This is a genomic window from Formosa sejongensis (assembly GCF_033447105.1).
Lineage (GTDB): Bacteria > Bacteroidota > Bacteroidia > Flavobacteriales > Flavobacteriaceae > Formosa.
This window is the reverse complement of sequence record NZ_JAWQUN010000018.1, coordinates 23,742-41,001: the sequence shown is the minus strand read 5'-3', so window position 1 is coordinate 41,001 and position 17,260 is coordinate 23,742. Positions and strand designations below refer to the sequence as shown.

Below are 17,260 nucleotides of genomic sequence, written 5' to 3'. Positions count from 1 at the left end.
TTAATCTTTGAAGCTTATTAAGTAATTCTTATATCAATCATTTCATTGCTCAAATCTTGAATTTGATACAAAAAAAAAGTGTTTCTGTTAATTGAAATTTAGTCTTTATGGATTTATTTAAAATAATTAGATAACCTATATACTTATTTATAAATCACTTACGCAACTTAAAAAAAGTATAATTTGATAAAAAAGAGCAAGGTATTAGTTGAATTGAGCAATGAAGAACAGCAAAATCAAAATACCTTCGTGATAGAAATTATATTTAAAATATAATTTAAAATTTTAACTAAATAATTTAATTTAAACCAACTATTATGAAAAAACAATTACTTTTAATGATTACTGCTATCTCTATGTCCTTAACACTTTCTGCCCAAGGAATAGTTGAACCCAATATTTCTGAACAAATATATGATGTTGGTACTACAGCAACCAATATTCAACTAGTAAAAGATACTGATTACACGAAAAGTGGTGCAGGACCTACTGGCACTAATTATGAGCAATTTAACGCAACTATTGCAGGTGTAGATAGTAATATAGTTCTTAAACTACAGTCTACAGCAGACTTAAATGCATCACTTGTTTTTGAATTTAGACAATGGGCTGGTAATGAAAGTAATGTTTCTATTACTGTAGACGGTAACACAACAGATATTCTTCTTAACCCAAGTTCAGAATATTTGACTTCTAGCAATGGAACTCTTGACTTCTTTTTAATAACATTACCAGGTACTTTATCGTTTACTAGTGGTGTAACCGAAGAGATTACTTTTGCTTTAGGTGATGGAAATGGTGGCACAAATTCCCTTTACAGAAGAAGATTCTATAATGTTCGTTTAACAAACCCCGATGTTGTTTTATCAACTAATGATTTTATTGCAAAAAAAGATATAAAAGTATATCCAAACCCTACAACAGACCGTTTTAAATTAAACTCAAAAATAAATGTAAATAATGTTAAAATATTTAATCTTTCAGGTCAATTAGTTAAAACGCTAGAATCAGCAACAAATAATTATGATATAAGTGATTTAAAATCCGGATTGTATTTAGCAAATATAAATACAGATTCTGGTTCTCGAACTATAAAATTAATTAAGGAATAAATAAATTATTCTAAATTTTAATTAAAATGACAAAAGGGCTCTAAATATATTTAGAGCCCTTTTATCATTTTATAGAAATAGTTTATTAATTATTGTTGTCCGATAACAGAAACAAGACCACTCCGCTGTTAGATAAAAGACAAAAGACTTATTTGCATGTTTACTACAATACCCGCATAAGTTATTATCGATTATAAATTAAAGATCAACAGAGCATACTATAGCTTAACTTAATACTAGTAAGTAATTAAACATCTTTATGTTTTTATCCAATTATCTTAAAATTATAACTCAATTAGAATCCTGAATTACTAACATCTTCTAAAGTATTATTAAAGACTAAAAGGTGTAATTAACAAGAAGAAATAATTTTTTATTGCTCCTTTTTTATAATATTTTTCAATAGTTTGCATCAGCTTGGCTTTTCTTGTTGCTTTACTACTTTCTGTTGTTTTTAAACAACTACTCATAAAAACAAGAATCATGAATAACATAGTAAAACCGTTTAATATTGATGCTCTGTAGCGTTTCATTTTAATTTTTTAATGAACCCATATTTCCTATGATCTTAATTTATCATCAACACTAAGCAAAAAAAACTAATGGTCTATTTAGTTAATAAAAAACTTAACATTCCAAGTTTATCAAGTACTACTCAAATCAACCATATTATTGCTCAAAACTTCAATTTAACATATAAAAAAAGCGTTTCATAATTAAATGAAACGCTTTTTTTATATCATTTTTCAATGATTAATTGACAGTTACTACTTTAACTTTTTTTCCTTCATAATCTTCTACATCATCAGAATCAAAAAGAAAAGCTGTAAATACGGTAGGATAACTATAAACTTGAATACCATTATCTCCTGGAATTTTATTTTCCTCATCAGGAACACCATATGATGCAACAACATCATCCATTAAAATACCTTCAGGATCTGTAAAACTTCCTAAACCATTAATATCATATGGATATGGCACTCCATTTAAAACAGTTCCTTCATCAGTTTCCACAGACCAAGTGTCTCCATAAAACGATGCATAAATTACCAATCCTCCTATACTAATATTAAAAGATAAGCCTTTAGAAGCATAATACCACGTTTCTGAGAAACGTAATATTTCATTGGTCGGATCTTCTGGGTTAGTAATATATTCTTTAATGATTCTTTTCCCATCAGGTTCTCCATGTATTAACGACAAATAACTCGTGTTGCTATCATCTAATACAATAGCTTCAACCGTTTTTCCAATAACGCCATGTGGTAAAAAATTCACTAAAACCTGTTGAACTTCCGTAATAGTGTCTCTAGTAAAAGTCATATCTATATATGCAGAAACTGGTCCGCTTGAAGTTATTTCGTAAGATGTTTCAGACAACGATGTAATAGCTATACCCGTTTGAGCTGATGTTAACTCAATACTTTCTTGCCCTTCACTATCAAAATCAAGGCTGATAATATCATCTACGAAAACACTTTGTTTACTAAGAGTTATGTTAGATACAGTTATTCCATTATCATCAGGTTCTATAGATGTGGAGTCGTCATCACTGCTACAAGAAATTAATGCTGTAATTAATAAGCATGATGTTAAATAAAATTTAATTTTTTTCATTTTGATATATTTAGTTTAAAATTTGTTTAATATAAAATTATAGATGCCGTGTTTATGAATGTTGCTGTAATCAATCATAACTTTTATCTATTATGTTTTATACCTTTTGAAATGAATAAATCACTTGTTTTAACACATATGATTGTATCCCTATTTTTTTCTAAAACCTACTTGATTGGCTTTAAGGCCAAAGATTTTAAACTTGATGTTTCTCTATCACCTTCAACTAAAGATGTTGTTATTGTATGTTTTCCTGCTGTTTTGAATTCTAAAATACCCATATTATAAAACACATACTTTTCAGTAGCACCCTGTTGGTTTTGCACCATAACACCCTCGTCTGTTGTTGTTTTCCAAACCAATCTACCGGAACCGCTATAACATAATTCCAAATAGTAATACCCAGGTTTTTGAACATTTACCTCCCAAGTTGCCGTTCCGTTATCTTTCCAATTGCTAATTTGATATGCATGTTTCCATTCACCAAATTTCTCCATCCATCTTACCTCTTTTTCTTCCGCATTTTTTACTTCAGAAAATTCACTTAGCAGTATATTATCTGCATTAGGATAAATACCAATGGACGAATCTATTTTAATGTTATCTGCGGCAGTTTTTAATTTCACTTCAATTACAGATATTAAATTATCTGGGGCAACAGCGGGTAAATCTAAAATAATCCAATCCTGTTTTTTCGAATATGTAATTTTATTTGATGCATTACCATTTAATAAACTTACCGATTGTATATCATTTTTTAATCCTGGCACATACAGTTTTCCATCTTTAGGCCAATCGAAAACAGAAAGATATAACGAGTTTCCATTAGTAGTCACATCGCCCCAAGGCAATTTATGTCCCCAAGGAGACGGTCCCGCAGCATAAACAACTTGTGGGTATTTTTTAAGCCATGTTCCTGCTTCTTCTAAAAACTCCACTCCCATCTGAGGCACTACACCGTTACCATCTGGACCAACATTAAACATATAAGTACCACCACGTCCAACAGTTTCAATAAGTCTAGTTAGTATTTCTTTAGCGCTTTTAAAATTGTTGTCGTACCAAGCGTATGACCAAGAATCATTATTAGTATCAACAGTTTCCCAAAGTCCTGGAATATTTTGTGTAGGTACTTCCATATCACCATTGCTAGAATAATCACCCATACCGTGTCCAATACGACTACCCATCATAGCTTCTGGTTGTAATTCACGTACCATCTCTGCTAGTTCAACTACATATTCTTTTGGCATATCACCAGGAGTATCAAACCAAACGAAATCAATTTGTCCATAATTTGTACAAATTTCCTTTACTTGTGGCTTGCATTTATTATAGAAATAATCTTTAAATTCAACCTTATTTCCTTCGTCATCGACATCCGGACCATTCCCTCCTCCTGGAGTTGTCCAATCTTGATAATGAGAATAATAAAAACCAAACCCTAAACCTAATTCATGACAAGCTTCAGATAGTTCATGCATAGGGTCTCTTGCAAATGGTGTAGAATCAACAATGTCAAAGTCACTTACTTTAGAATCGAACATTGCAAATCCCTCATGATGCTTACTGGTTATAACAATATATTTCATACCGGCATCCTTAGCAAGTTTTGCTATTTTTTTTGCGTCAAATCCAGTAGGATTAAAATTTTTGGCTGCTGCCATATATTCTTTGGGTGGAATATTAGCTACTCTGGGATTCATAATCCATTCTCCTATACCATAATAGGTTTTATCTTCCCATACACCTCCTAAATTTGAAAAAAGCCCCCAATGAATAAACATTGCAAAATTACCTTCATCAAACAGTTTACCTTTACCATTTTTTAAAGCATCAACTTTTACTTGATTGTCTCCCCACATTTCTTCCATTCCTTTTTCATCTTTTTCTTGGGAAAACAAGGGGTTACAAAGCAATGTAACTGCTAAAAAAAAGAGTGAGAATGTATTTAATTTTCTATTATTCATTTTTTATAAGTAGATATTTTAATAATCTTTGATTTACATAAAAGACTCATTATTGTTATTATTATTGAATTCTCTTTAAAAATATTAATCCAAAAAAATCATACCCTAAATACCTCTAGAGTACATCACATTTTACCAATATTTTTATATTGTTTAAATACACCAACATTTAGGCTATTAAAGCTATGCTCATACTGGTATTGGTTTTTAGATAAATCAATATTCTCATGGTTAAGAACCTATTAATAAAAACTGAGCATATTAAGAATACTTCTTAGCTAACACATGATTTTTTCGCACTCACAGTTTTACTAGCAAATTAACACACAAATATGCTTGTGTCTACCAAATTTAAAAGCCCTAACTATAGACGATTTATTCCGCCTATAATAAAACGACTTCTAAAAATATAAGAAGAGTATTCCACGAGTTTCTCTTGATTTCTAATTAATATTTATTTAATCAGTTATGTTTTTACAAACTTTAAAAACATAACTGATTTTTTTTTAATTAATTTAATACCCTGCATTTTGTTCCCAGCCATTGACTAAATTCAAATCCATTTGGGATTGTGGAATTGGGAATAACCACTCATTATCTGGCCATACTGGTCTGTTATTATAAAAAGCAGTATAACAGTTTCTATAATCAAATAAAGAGCCTTGTTCAGCAGTCCAATCTAGATTAATATCTGTCGTCTCGGCAACTAGCCTGTTTGTTCTTATCAAATCAAACTTACGTTTACATTCTGAATTAAGCTCTACACGTCTTTCTTGCCAAACGGCCGTTCTGAAATCCATTTGTGATAAACCAGCAGTTAAATCATCTAAGCTAGCTCTATTTCTAAGCGCATTAACTGCAGCATAGGCCTCCGCATTTGGAGCTCCATCTGCTTCGTTTTGTGCTTCGGCATAAATTAGCAAAGCATCTGCATATCTATAAAGTATAATGTTTGCATTGGTGTATTGAAAATTGGTACCTTCTGAACCAAGGTAATATTCTATATCTATATTTTTTCTAAAAGTAGGCTGGCAAAGATAAGGTTTCCCTGAAGGGGAATCATATCTTGTCATAATACTCCAAAGCCTTTCATCACCATCTTCAAATGCATCATAAAGATCTGGGGTAACTAAATACGTTCCTGCACCTGGTGGATTCCCTGGGAAAAATAATCCATCAGGATGAGTATCCTTTTCTGTTCTTAAATCACCAGGCCAACCTTCGTCTACTAAAGGTGTGGCATTAGCATTTTCTCCCCAATAACCTTGAGCACCAACAACACCATTACTCTCACGAGATAACCAATTTCCTAGAGACTGTACTTGCACATAAGATAATTCAAGCATAGATTCATTTGTGAAGGGATTACTATCATCCCAAGCCATACCAAATGCTGGTGTATTTCCTTTACCAATCAAGTTTAATGCGTGCGGTGAGTTATCAATAATCTCTTTAGCTTTATCTCTAGCTAATGCAAAATTAGCGGCATCACCTTGAACAAATTCTCCCTGTGAGGTTCTTCTATGTCCCGCACGTGTTAAATAAACTTCTGATAAAAGGAGTTTAGCAGTCCATTTTGTAATATGGCCATCATGCAATCCATCGCTACACCATTCTTCTGCATATTGAAGATCTGGTATAATAATTTCATTATAAATATCATCAACACTACTTCTAGGCTTGCTATAATCAGCATCACTAACCGTAGCATCAAGAATTATAGGCTGATCTCCAAAAGCTCTTACCAGTTGATAATAGTAGTAAGCTCTTAGTCCTCTTGCTTCACCTAAAATCATATTCTTTTCTGTTTCATCCATGTCAATATCCGGTACAAACTTTAACACATTATTTGCTCTACCGATACCAATCCACCAAAGATGATATACATTAAACTGTTCAAAAAATCTATCAGAAGGTGTTACAGTATGGGTTCCAAAAGCATTAGTAACACCACCTGCACTTCTACTCACTTGATCATCTGTATAGGCATCAACTACTGGCCACCATCTGTTATGAACCTCTAGCATACTTTTATAAACACCATCTACACCCGTTCTTGCATCGCCTTCATTTTGCCAATAATTACTAGCTGAAATGAATGTTGGTGGTTCTTCAACGAGGTATTCTTCACATGATATACTCATTACCGCTATAAGAAGTAAAAAGCCTATTTTTAATTTTATATTCATCTTTCTATTTTTTTAAGTTCTCAATTTTTAAAATTTTAAATTCACTCCCATTCTAATAAGACGGGACGCAGGATATCTTGCATTGTCATGACCTAGGTTTGTGGCAGAAGAACCGTTTAAAGATACATCTGGGCTATACCCTGTATAGTTTGTCCACATAGCTATATTTGTAGCTGACGCGTACACCCTTAAACTGCTAATTTTCAATTTATTAGTAAGGTCGTTTGGAAAACTAAAACCTAGAGTAATATTCTGTAAACGAACAAATGACCCATCTTCAATAATCCTATCACTAAACAGGTTAACGTTAACATTTCCATTACCTGAATTCATTGTTGGATATGTCGTACTTGGATTTTCTGGTGTCCATCTATTAAGTACAACGTCTAAACCTTGGCTTCCATTAAAGTCTAATAAACCATAATTTTGAACCAAAACTAAATCCTTATTTAACTGAGAATCTATAAAGAAACTAAAATCGAAACCTCCTCCAAAGGTGAATGAATTATTTATCCCGAAAGTAAGATCTGGTTGCGCCTGTCCTATAACTCTTCTGTCATCACCAGTAATAGTGCCATCCTCTGTAACATCTTCATAAAGTTGTTCCCCTGGACGTTGTCTACCTGTTGCTGAGTAACCACGATTATAACCGTCTACATAAGTATAATTAGCAGCAGGATTGGCATTATAAACAGCGATACGATCTTCATCAGAAACCCCTTGAAACTCTACAAAATCATCAAACTGTGAAATTCCATCTGTTTTATAACCAAAAAATGTACCTACTTCTTCGCCTATAATTAAACGTTGTGTCCCTCCAGAAATGAATCCAGGATCCCAACCGCTAAAAAGATAATCTGCTGCCATATCTTTAACCTTAGTTTTACCTGTAGAAAGGTTACCATTTAATGTCCAAGTAAATTTATTAGTACTAATAATACGTGCATTAAAAGCGACCTCAAAACCATTGGTTTCCAATGATCCATAGTTTTGTGTTTTAGTATACTGCCCAGATTGAACAGGAATATCAATTCCAGGAAATAAAAGGTCATCCGTTACTTTTCTATAATAATCTAAAGAAAGGGTAAACTTATTTTTCAAAAACCCAAAATCCATTCCCACATCTAGTTGTGTAGTAGTCTCCCAAGTTAAATCTGGACTTGGTAGTTGATTTTGATAATAAACAGCAAACGTTTGTTCATTAAAACCTACTAAATTACTTTCATATTGATCTAAAGACTTGTAAGGTGCTATAGCCTGGTTACCAGAAGTTCCATAACTTAAGCGTAATTTCATTTCTGATATCGCCTCTATTTCTTTCATGAAATTTTCATTAGAAATCTTATAAGCAAAAGCTGCTGCAGGAAAAAATGCCCACTTTTTATTTTCAGCAAATTTGGACGCCCCATCATAACGACCTGTTAATGTAAACAAATACTTATTGTTTATAGAATAGTTAACTCTACCAAAAAAAGAAAGTAATTTAGTCTCGATATAACTAACTTGATCTGGATCATAGAATGTAGCTGCTCCTGGATCATACCACGTTAATAAATCATTAGCAAAGCCAAAATTAGAAACACGAATACCTTCTGTTTCACGATCTTCTGTGGACTGACCCAAAACGGCATTTAAATTACTTTTACCAAAGTTTTTATTAAAGTTTAAGGTATTTGTAATGGTAGATGCTGTTGTTCTATTATCACTTGTTCTTGCTCTTCCACCATCTGCTGCATTTTCAGGTAACCTGTTATACTGATAGTAGCGTTGAGCAGAATTTCTATTTTGATGCGATAAAGCCATTTTAAATGATAAGTAGTCGGTAAAATCGTACTCTGCCGTTAAGCTTCCTAAAAACTGAGTCATTAAATTAGTAACTTCAAGAGATGATATTTGTGTTGCAGGAGTCAAAAGCGTTTCATCTGTTCCATCATCATAATCAGAAGCGCCATTAAGAGGAGACACTCTAAGCGCTCTACTTGCGGCAGCATTATTTGTTTGACCAGATTCTGTTTGAGTATAATTTATATTAGTTGTAACTTTAAATTTTTTAGACATATTTCCAGTAACATTAACCCTCGTAGACGCACGCTTAATGCCCGAGCCTGGTATAACACCTTCTACATCTAAGTAGTTAGTCGACATTAAATACCTAACATCTTCATTACCTCCACTAAAACTAACATCTGTATTAGATGTATATCCAGTTTGCATAATCGATTTTTGCCAATCAGTACTTCTTAACTGCCCTGCTCTAGCAGAATCTAATTTAACTACCATATCTGCAGAAAGGATATTTCCAGCATTTACATAAGCCTCTCTACCCATTTGATAGTATTCATTACCATCCATTATGTCTATATAATTGGCAACCTCAGTAATACCAAATTCTTGTAAAATAGTGATAACGCCTTTACCCGTCTTCCCTTTTTTAGTGGTAATCAACACAACACCGTTAGCTCCTCTAGAACCATATATTGCAGTAGAAGAAGCATCCTTAAGGATTTCAACAGATTCTACATCTGCAGGATTGATCATTGATAATGGACTCACTTGATCACTTTGAAAGTTACTTGATAATGATTCAGTATTGGTATTATCCATAGGTATACCATCAATAACATACAATGGCTCACTACCATTCAAAGAACTAACAGCCCTAATCCTAATGGAAGCCCCAGAACCTGGCTCGCCAGAATTGGATGTTACTAAAACCCCTGGTGCACGTCCTGCTAAAGCCGGACCAAGACCTACAGCGCCATTAACAGCAATCTCTTCTGCTTTAATTGTCGATACAGAACCCGTTAAATCACTTTTCTTCACTGTTCCATATCCTACTACAACAATCTCATCTAAAGATTCGTTATCAGGCTCTAGAGTTAGGTATAATCGTGTTTTATCATTAAGGGTAACCGTTTGACCTTTATATCCTATAAAAGATATCTCCAACTTTTTAGAGGCTATCGGGTCTGGTACATCAATCGTAAATTCTCCATCAAAATCAGTAACAGCACCTTTTGCGGTTCCTTTTAGTATTACGGTTGCTCCTGCCAAAGGCATCCCAGTATTATCTTTTATTGTACCTGATATACCAGTATTTTGGGCATAAAGCAAACTCGAGAAGACGAGTAAAATAAATGTGCATAGTTTTTTCATAAATAATTCAATTTAGTTTGTATTAAAATTAGTTAGCAGTTGTTAATCTGTTTTGATCATTCTCAATGTTAAACAAACAAGAATAATACTGTTGCAAAATAAGAGAATTTAATGCCTTTTAGCTCGCTCTAATCATGCAGGTTGTTGCTTATTTCAATCAGATTGAATTTTATAGTTTCTAAAAAACCACGTTGTACGACAACAAAAAGCACTACAACACGCAAAATATACTAATCCATGTACGGACTAAAAATCAATCTAAACCTATATAAATGAAAGTTTTTTGAGGGTTATGATAGATTTAAGCAAAAGACACATTAATACGAGCAAAACAAAAACTGAATTTATAAATTATAAATTTGAGAATACCCCTAAAACCTATTACTCAGTATCGTCCAGAAAAAAGAATTGTTGTCTTTTAAATTATTACAAATAAAAGGATGCAGCAGATAAAACATTTTAACCTATATATTCAATATTCGCTAGATAGAATTAACTCCACAATTGCTTTTGAAAGATTACAGCAAGTTAATGGTTGATTAGAGTGGCATGAATACATATTAAGATTTTAAATTTGCTCTATGCTCATTATTATCACTATTATTTAATAACAACGTTTTTTATTCATCTTACTTATTTTATTACCAATATTAAAAGCCCTATGCATTTACAACATCAATCTACAATTGAATTTTAAATTCGACTCAAATATAACCACCATGAAAAGTCTTATTTTAATAGCTTTTATTACTGCAACTGCATTTTCTTCAGATGCACAAATAGTTATAAAAGAAAAAAATAGCCAAAGTAATTACCCCGAATTTTCTTGGAATACCATACCCCTTTATATGCACATAAGAAAAGCAACAGCGTTCACTAATGATGAAATAAAGTTTATAGCTAAACATCCATTAATCACATTCGAAAAAACCACTGGTAATAAAACATTTGGTTCAACCGAAACTGGGACTATTAAAGCTGCAGAAGCAGTAAAAAAAATAAATCCAAATGCTAAAATACTATACTATAAAAATGTAGTTATCAATTGGCCGACTTATGAGGAAGATGAACTGTTTCTTAAGGATAATCCAGATGCCATTCTAACAAATAATAAAAACGAAAAAGCATTAATGCCGAATAAGAGAACTGGTTTTTTTGATATTTCTAAAGAACCCGTTAAAAATTATTGGCTGAATCATGTTACAAAGGTTGTTAACAATCCTTCTATTGATGGTGTTTTTTTAGATGCCAATTTAAAGGTTCTTGTTCCTGCTTTTTTTAATAGCCGTGTAAATACTGAAAAACAAAAAACCATTTATGATAGCTATTTATCTATGATGACCGAATTACAAAATCGATTAGATAAAAACAATTTACTTATTGCAAATATTATTCGCGTAAGACCTGAATTTAAAGAAGAAGGATTAGAATACCTTCACTTTTTTGACGGCTCTTATATTGAAGGGTTTGAACATGAAAATTTCGGAATGACTTATGCTGACTATCTTGCCAAAGGTATCAAGGCGGTTCAAAAAGCAGCAAGAGATGGTAAAATTATCGCCATGTCATTGGGCATTGGTGAAGCGGCAGAAAACTCTGAAATAGGGTTTGACGACCAAAGAAATAGAGTAAAATTAGATGAACAACTAAATGAGCGCATAGACTATCTATTAGCCATTTTTTTAGTCTGTGCAGAAAAATACAGCTATATATATCCGCATGACGGCTATGCTTCTGAAAATTCAGCTGTGTGGTTAAAAACATTTCCTCAATACACAAAAAAATTAGGAGCACCTAAAGGTTACGCTAGCAAAAAAGGATACATATATACTAGATCGTTTGAGCATCTTGATGTTTGGCTAGATATTGAACATAAAAAAGCAACATTAACTTGGAAATAAAATCGTGGTTTTAAAAACCTTAAAATAATCTAAATCAATTTTTAAATAATACGATTGATTAATTTAGATACAAAACGATTGATTTTCGATTTAACCAATTAATGTATTAATCTATAATATTATCCATATTTTAATTAAACTTATGAAATCACACCCTCTAATTCTTGCTTTTTTGTCATTAACACTTTTATTATCGTGTAAGGATATTAAAGAAAAATCAATTGAACAAAAACAGGAAAAACCAAACATAGTTTTCATTTTTGCTGACGATCAAATGTTTGAAAGTATTGGAGCACTTCACGATATCCCTATTCAAACACCCAATTTAGACAGATTGGTCGAAAAAGGTACTAATTTTTCAAACACCTTTAACCAAGGTTCTTTTGCTGCCGCTGTATGTGTGGCAAGTAGAACGATGCTTCTAACAGGAGGCTTTCTTTGGGATGCGGCTTCTTACTCTAAAAGCGGAAGAAATACTAAAGATCCTAACGCTCCCAAAATTGGGCAGCCCGCTACTATTCCGTTTAAAGCACCTGAAAAATATTGGCCTCATTTTATGAAAGAAGCGGGATACGAAACTTACATGACAGGAAAATGGCATGTTGGAGAGGTCAATCCAGAACATATTTTTGATCATACATCACATGTTAGAGGCGGCATGCCAAAGCAAAGCAAAACAAGATATCAGCGTACATTTGATGAGAATAAGGAAGACATTTGGTCTCCATATGATGAAAAATTTGGAGGCTACTGGGAAGGAGGCAAACATTGGAGCGAAATTGTAGGAGACGATGGGGTTTCATTTATTGAAAATGCCAAAACTATCGACAAACCATTTTTCATGTATCTAGCTTTCAATTCACCACATGATCCGCGTCAATCACCAAAACGATTTGTGGACATGTATCCTATTGATAGTATTAAAGTCCCTGAGAATTTTATTCCAGAATACCCATATAATGAATATGCTGGAGCAGGCAGAAAACTACGGGATGAAATGCTAGCGCCGTTCCCTAGAACTGAACATTCTGTAAAAGTGAATAGACAGGAATATTATGCGATAATTACACACATGGATGAGCAAATCGGACGTGTTTTAGATGCTTTGGAAGCTTCTGGTAAAGCTGATAACACCTATGTGATTTTCACTGCCGACCATGGATTAGCTCTTGGAGACCATGGCTTTATGGGCAAACAGAATATGTATGATTCTAGTATGCGAGTACCCCTTTTAATAACCGGTCCTGACATCCCTAAAAATAAAACAATTGATGCTTTTGTTTATCTACAAGACGTTATGGCCACAGCTTTAGATATAGCAGAAGTAGAAAAACCAGCTCAAGTAGATTTCAATACATTATTACCATTAGCTACAGGTAAAACAAATAAAAGTAATTATGAAGCAGTATACGGAGCCTACTTTGGAACACAAAGAATGTATAGAACAAAACAGTATAAATTAATTATTTATCCAACTGCTAATATGGTAAGGCTTTATGATATTAAAAATGATCCTTCAGAGAAAATAGACTTAGCAGAAAACAAAGAAAAGCATGAAGCACTTTTAAAAGAATTATTAAAAGAATTTCAAATGATGCAGAAGGAAATGGAGGACCCAATTGATGTATCCAAAGCGTTTGATAATTTTATGAATAATGTGCCACCACCTGTATTACAATAAAAATCGATATGAAAAAAAACATCATTATATTATGTGTCTTGTTAGGTTTACAAAACGTATCCATTAATGCTCAGTCTTTAAAAAACAGCAGACCAAATATCATTTTAGTCATGACAGATGACCAAGGTATGGGCGATCTCTCATGTATGGGGAATGAAATAGTTAAAACTCCAAATATTGATGCTTTTTTCAAAAAATCTACACGTTTTACAGAATTTCATGTAAGCCCTACATGCGCCCCTACAAGAGCCGCATTAATGAGTGGCAGGCATGAGTTTAGGAACGGTGTTACACATACTATTCTTCAAAGAGAACGTATGGCTTTAGATGTATTTACAATGCCACAAGCTTTACAATCTGCAGGCTATCAAACGGGGATTTTCGGAAAATGGCATTTGGGAGATGAAGATATCTATTTACCTAATAACCGAGGTTTTGATGAGGTTTTAATACATGGTTCTGGAGGTATAGGACAAGTAAATTTAGGAGATTTTCCTCCAAATGATGAAAACACCTATTTTGATAATGTTTTACTGCATAATGAGACCATTGTAAAAACAAAAGGCTTTTGCACAGATTTGTTTTTCGACGCCGGATTATCTTGGACCAAAAAGCAAATTGATGCAAAACACACTTACTTCACTTATATTGCCCTTAACGCACCTCATGCACCTCTTATTGCGCCTAAAAAATATAAGAAACGATTCTTGGAAATGGGTTATGATGAAGGCACCGCCGGAAGGTATGGTATGATTGAAAATATTGATGATAACTTTGGTAACTTGATGGAACACCTCAAAAAATGGAATGCCTTAGATAATACCTTAGTTATTTTTATGACCGATAATGGCGCCACACATTTAGGCGGTACACTAAATGGTGAAAAAGTTAGGCACTTTAATGCTAATCTAAGAGGAGGCAAAAATTCTTCTTTTGAAGGAGGTACGCATGTCCCTGCTTTTTGGTATTGGAAAAACATTTTAAAAGAAAATGTTGATATAAACGCCCTTACGGCACATATTGACCTTTATAAAACCTTTACGGAATTAGCTGGTGCAAAACTTCCAAAAGATATGCAAAACATTGATGGTCGTTCCTTAATTCCATTATTGGAAAACCCAAAAGCCGAATGGACAGACCGTGAACTATTCGTCCACTGTGGCAGATGGGATGCTGGTAAAGTTGATGAAGCCAAATATTCCAAAATGGCTGTAAGAAGCCAACAATGGCGATTTATAAATAATGAACAATTATATGATATAAGCAATGACCCATCTGAAACAACAGATGTTTCTCTACAACATCCAGAAATCATTCAGAAATTCAGAACACACTATGACTTTTGGTGGAATGAAACAATACCGCTTATGGTCAATGAAAACCTTGACAAAGTAAAGCAACATCCCCTCCATTTAAGATACAATAAACAACTTAAAGAAAAGGGAATCCCTGAATGGAATCCAGAACTTTATTAAAAACAAAATATGAAAACATATAAATGCATTTCATTCTTTTTTTTATTATCAATCTTAACGATATCCTTCACTTTTTCGCAAGAATTAAAACCATCCAGTTTGTTTTGTGACCACATGGTATTACAACAAGGTATGGAAGTCCCAGTTTGGATTCAAGCAAAACCCTACGAAAAAGTACCTGTTTCATTTGCAGGAAAACCAGACGTTAATTTAGTTAATAATGCTGTTTTACCAGCATATCCATTTAGAACAGATAATATATTATGAAACTCGCAATCACGACAATACTTATACTTGTTTTTAGTTTGATGCTGAAAGCACAAGAAAGAACAGAAACTGTCAAACCAAATATCATCATTTTTTATGCAGATGATTTAAGTTGGAAAGATACGCAACTCAAAAACACAGATACACTATCTATATGGGAAACTCCTAATATTGTTAAATTAGCACAAGATGGTATAAACTTTACACAAGCCTATTCTCCGGCGCCTACTTGTGCACCTTCAAGATGTTCCATACTTTCAGGACTCCATCCTACTAAAACTGGGGTTACTAATGTTTCAGGCGGTGGCATACCACAAATTGAAAAAAATAATTCATTGATTACTCCTTTTTATCTAGATGGCTTAGATGAAAAATTTATTACCATTGCAGAAGTATTAAAAAATAATGGTTATAAAACTGGACATTCGGGTAAATGGCATGCAGGAAATTTTTTAAGTAGCGCACCAAAAAACCAAGGATTCGAGTTTTCCTTTGAAGGAAGAGGCGTTCATAGCGGAGCCAAAGGAAAACAAAATAGAACCAACCACTATGCATCCAATGAGGCTGATGATGCTTTTAAATTAAGCAATAAAAAGTATCCACCCTATACAAAAGATAGCCCTTTGGGCATTTCTTACCCAAAAGATGATGTTACAGAAAACGCTTTATCTTTCATAAAAAACAATAAAGACGAACCATTTTTTCTCTATTTAGCTCATTGGATGGTACATTGGCCTGTACATACTAGAAATGAAGCTCTACTAAAATACTACTGCGATAAATTAGGGATGGAAGTACCTAAAGAAGACAAACCAATACTTACGGGTGGGCAAACAAATCCTTATTTCGGTGCTATGGTTACTACATTAGATTGGAGCTTAGGTCGTGTTGTAGATTATTTAAAAGTAACAGACGACCCAAGAAACCCTGGAAAGAAACTATACGAAACGACTTATATTATCTTTTCATCAGATAATGGTGGTTGTGAAACTCGTGGCACGGAAGTTATAACAGATAATTTTCCGTTAGATAAAGGAAAGAAATATTCGCAAGAAGGAGGCATAAGAGTTCCTATGGTTGTCACTGGCCCTGGTGTTGCAAAAAACATAACAAATCATGAAATGATTAACCAATTAGACTACTATCCAACGTTGTTGAATTTGGCTAATATTGAAATAGAAGAAAACCATTTTAAACAATTAGATGGACTTGATATTTCTGACTTACTACATGGCAAAAAAGAAAAAGTAGTTGATAGTGATGGAAAAGAAAGAGCATATTTATGGTGGCATTATCCACACGGCTACGATTCTCAAAAACAATCTGCTATAAGAAGTGGCGATTTTAAATTGTATAAAAATTATTTCGACAATAGTTATTCTCTATATAGATTATATAAAGATGGTAAACCATTGGATCTAGAAGAGCAAACCAATGTGGCCAACGAATCTGAAAATATTGAAGTAGTTGATAGATTAAGTAAAAAACTTGAAGGATACCTTAAAAAAAACAAAGCTCAATTGCCGTATAGAAATGTACTTAGTAAAACAGATTATCCTGATAAAGAAAAAGCATCCTTAGTACCAAAAATAATAAATAACACATTCAATTCAGAGTCTAGAAAAGCAGGAGTTACAATTGAAGGTAAAAAATCTAACATAAGTTACGGATATGGTTTAGGAAAGGTTACCGATAATATTTCTTCGCAAAAAGAAACAAAAAAGAAACCATCAACTCACATAAAATTCCCCATAGAAACAAGTTCAGACGGTTTGAGTTTTTCAGCAGAAATCCCTGATAATGTTTCTGAATTTGTTTTCATTCTAATTGATGAACACAATTTTTTTATAAAAAGTAATTTAACAAAATAAAAATAAAAGCATTCAAAA

At 33.0% G+C, this 17,260-nt stretch carries 11 protein-coding genes; 6 read left to right on the top strand and 5 right to left on the bottom strand.

Annotated elements, in window-relative coordinates; all coding sequences use genetic code 11:
* The first annotated feature begins 317 nt into the window (after positions 1-317).
* Positions 318-1,112 carry a T9SS type A sorting domain-containing protein gene (locus R6X41_RS14975; protein ID WP_318501156.1) on the top strand — a complete coding sequence of 265 codons (795 nt, stop codon included), beginning with the start codon at positions 318-320 and terminating at the stop codon, positions 1,110-1,112.
* A 332-nt stretch (positions 1,113-1,444) separates the two neighbouring features.
* Here the strand turns inward: R6X41_RS14975 and R6X41_RS14970 are convergent, their stop codons facing one another.
* The 5 genes from R6X41_RS14970 to R6X41_RS14950 all read right to left on the bottom strand — a co-directional run bounded on the left by R6X41_RS14970 (position 1,445) and on the right by R6X41_RS14950 (position 10,047).
* Positions 1,445-1,645 carry a hypothetical protein gene (locus R6X41_RS14970; RefSeq protein ID WP_318501155.1) on the bottom strand — a complete coding sequence of 67 codons (201 nt, stop codon included), beginning with the start codon at positions 1,643-1,645 and terminating at the stop codon, positions 1,445-1,447.
* Positions 1,646-1,865: 220 nt separating this feature from the next.
* Positions 1,866-2,732, bottom strand: a complete 867-nt coding sequence (locus R6X41_RS14965; RefSeq protein ID WP_318501154.1) for a hypothetical protein — start codon at positions 2,730-2,732, stop codon at positions 1,866-1,868.
* A 167-nt stretch (positions 2,733-2,899) separates the two neighbouring features.
* Positions 2,900-4,702 (bottom strand): alpha-L-fucosidase, encoded by a 1,803-nt coding sequence (locus R6X41_RS14960; protein ID WP_318501153.1) that lies wholly within the window; start codon positions 4,700-4,702, stop codon positions 2,900-2,902.
* 515 nt (positions 4,703-5,217) lie between these two features.
* Complete coding sequence (locus R6X41_RS14955) at positions 5,218-6,891, bottom strand: RagB/SusD family nutrient uptake outer membrane protein (protein ID WP_318501152.1); 1,674 nt, start codon at positions 6,889-6,891, stop codon at positions 5,218-5,220.
* A gap of 27 nt (positions 6,892-6,918) precedes the next feature.
* Positions 6,919-10,047, bottom strand: coding sequence for a SusC/RagA family TonB-linked outer membrane protein (locus R6X41_RS14950; protein ID WP_318501151.1), 3,129 nt, complete (start codon positions 10,045-10,047; stop codon positions 6,919-6,921).
* A gap of 719 nt (positions 10,048-10,766) precedes the next feature.
* Between R6X41_RS14950 and R6X41_RS14945 the strand changes: the two genes are divergently transcribed.
* The 5 genes from R6X41_RS14945 to R6X41_RS14925 all read left to right on the top strand — a co-directional run bounded on the left by R6X41_RS14945 (position 10,767) and on the right by R6X41_RS14925 (position 17,242).
* On the top strand, positions 10,767-11,948 hold the full coding sequence (locus R6X41_RS14945) for a putative glycoside hydrolase (protein ID WP_318501150.1): 1,182 nt from the start codon (positions 10,767-10,769) through the stop codon (positions 11,946-11,948).
* Positions 11,949-12,090: 142 nt separating this feature from the next.
* The gene (locus R6X41_RS14940) at positions 12,091-13,629 is read left to right on the top strand and encodes a sulfatase family protein (protein ID WP_318501149.1); all 1,539 of its coding nucleotides are present in this window, start codon (positions 12,091-12,093) and stop codon (positions 13,627-13,629) included.
* A gap of 8 nt (positions 13,630-13,637) precedes the next feature.
* Entirely contained in the window at positions 13,638-15,104 is a 1,467-nt protein-coding gene (locus R6X41_RS14935; protein ID WP_318501148.1) for an arylsulfatase, read from the top strand.
* Between the two features lie 9 nt (positions 15,105-15,113).
* Positions 15,114-15,371, top strand: a complete 258-nt coding sequence (locus R6X41_RS14930) for a hypothetical protein (protein ID WP_318501147.1) — start codon at positions 15,114-15,116, stop codon at positions 15,369-15,371.
* A complete protein-coding gene (locus R6X41_RS14925; protein ID WP_318501146.1) occupies positions 15,368-17,242 on the top strand; it encodes a sulfatase in 1,875 nt (624 codons plus the stop codon). The genes R6X41_RS14930 and R6X41_RS14925 overlap by 4 nt, the downstream gene beginning before the upstream one ends.
* Positions 17,243-17,260 lie beyond the last annotated feature (18 nt).

Bases quoted from the DNA above. Each gene is read 5' to 3' on its own strand.
- R6X41_RS14975 (WP_318501156.1), top strand. From the start codon at position 318: ATGAAAAAACAATTACTTTTAATGATTACTGCTATCTCTATGTCCTTA.
- R6X41_RS14970 (WP_318501155.1), bottom strand. From the start codon at position 1,645: ATGAAACGCTACAGAGCATCAATATTAAACGGTTTTACTATGTTATTC.
- R6X41_RS14940 (WP_318501149.1), top strand. From the start codon at position 12,091: ATGAAATCACACCCTCTAATTCTTGCTTTTTTGTCATTAACACTTTTA.
- R6X41_RS14950 (WP_318501151.1), bottom strand. From the start codon at position 10,047: ATGAAAAAACTATGCACATTTATTTTACTCGTCTTCTCGAGTTTGCTT.
- R6X41_RS14925 (WP_318501146.1), top strand. From the start codon at position 15,368: ATGAAACTCGCAATCACGACAATACTTATACTTGTTTTTAGTTTGATG.
- R6X41_RS14965 (WP_318501154.1), bottom strand. From the start codon at position 2,732: ATGAAAAAAATTAAATTTTATTTAACATCATGCTTATTAATTACAGCA.
- R6X41_RS14960 (WP_318501153.1), bottom strand. From the start codon at position 4,702: ATGAATAATAGAAAATTAAATACATTCTCACTCTTTTTTTTAGCAGTT.
- R6X41_RS14955 (WP_318501152.1), bottom strand. From the start codon at position 6,891: ATGAATATAAAATTAAAAATAGGCTTTTTACTTCTTATAGCGGTAATG.
- R6X41_RS14930 (WP_318501147.1), top strand. From the start codon at position 15,114: ATGAAAACATATAAATGCATTTCATTCTTTTTTTTATTATCAATCTTA.
- R6X41_RS14945 (WP_318501150.1), top strand. From the start codon at position 10,767: ATGAAAAGTCTTATTTTAATAGCTTTTATTACTGCAACTGCATTTTCT.
- R6X41_RS14935 (WP_318501148.1), top strand. From the start codon at position 13,638: ATGAAAAAAAACATCATTATATTATGTGTCTTGTTAGGTTTACAAAAC.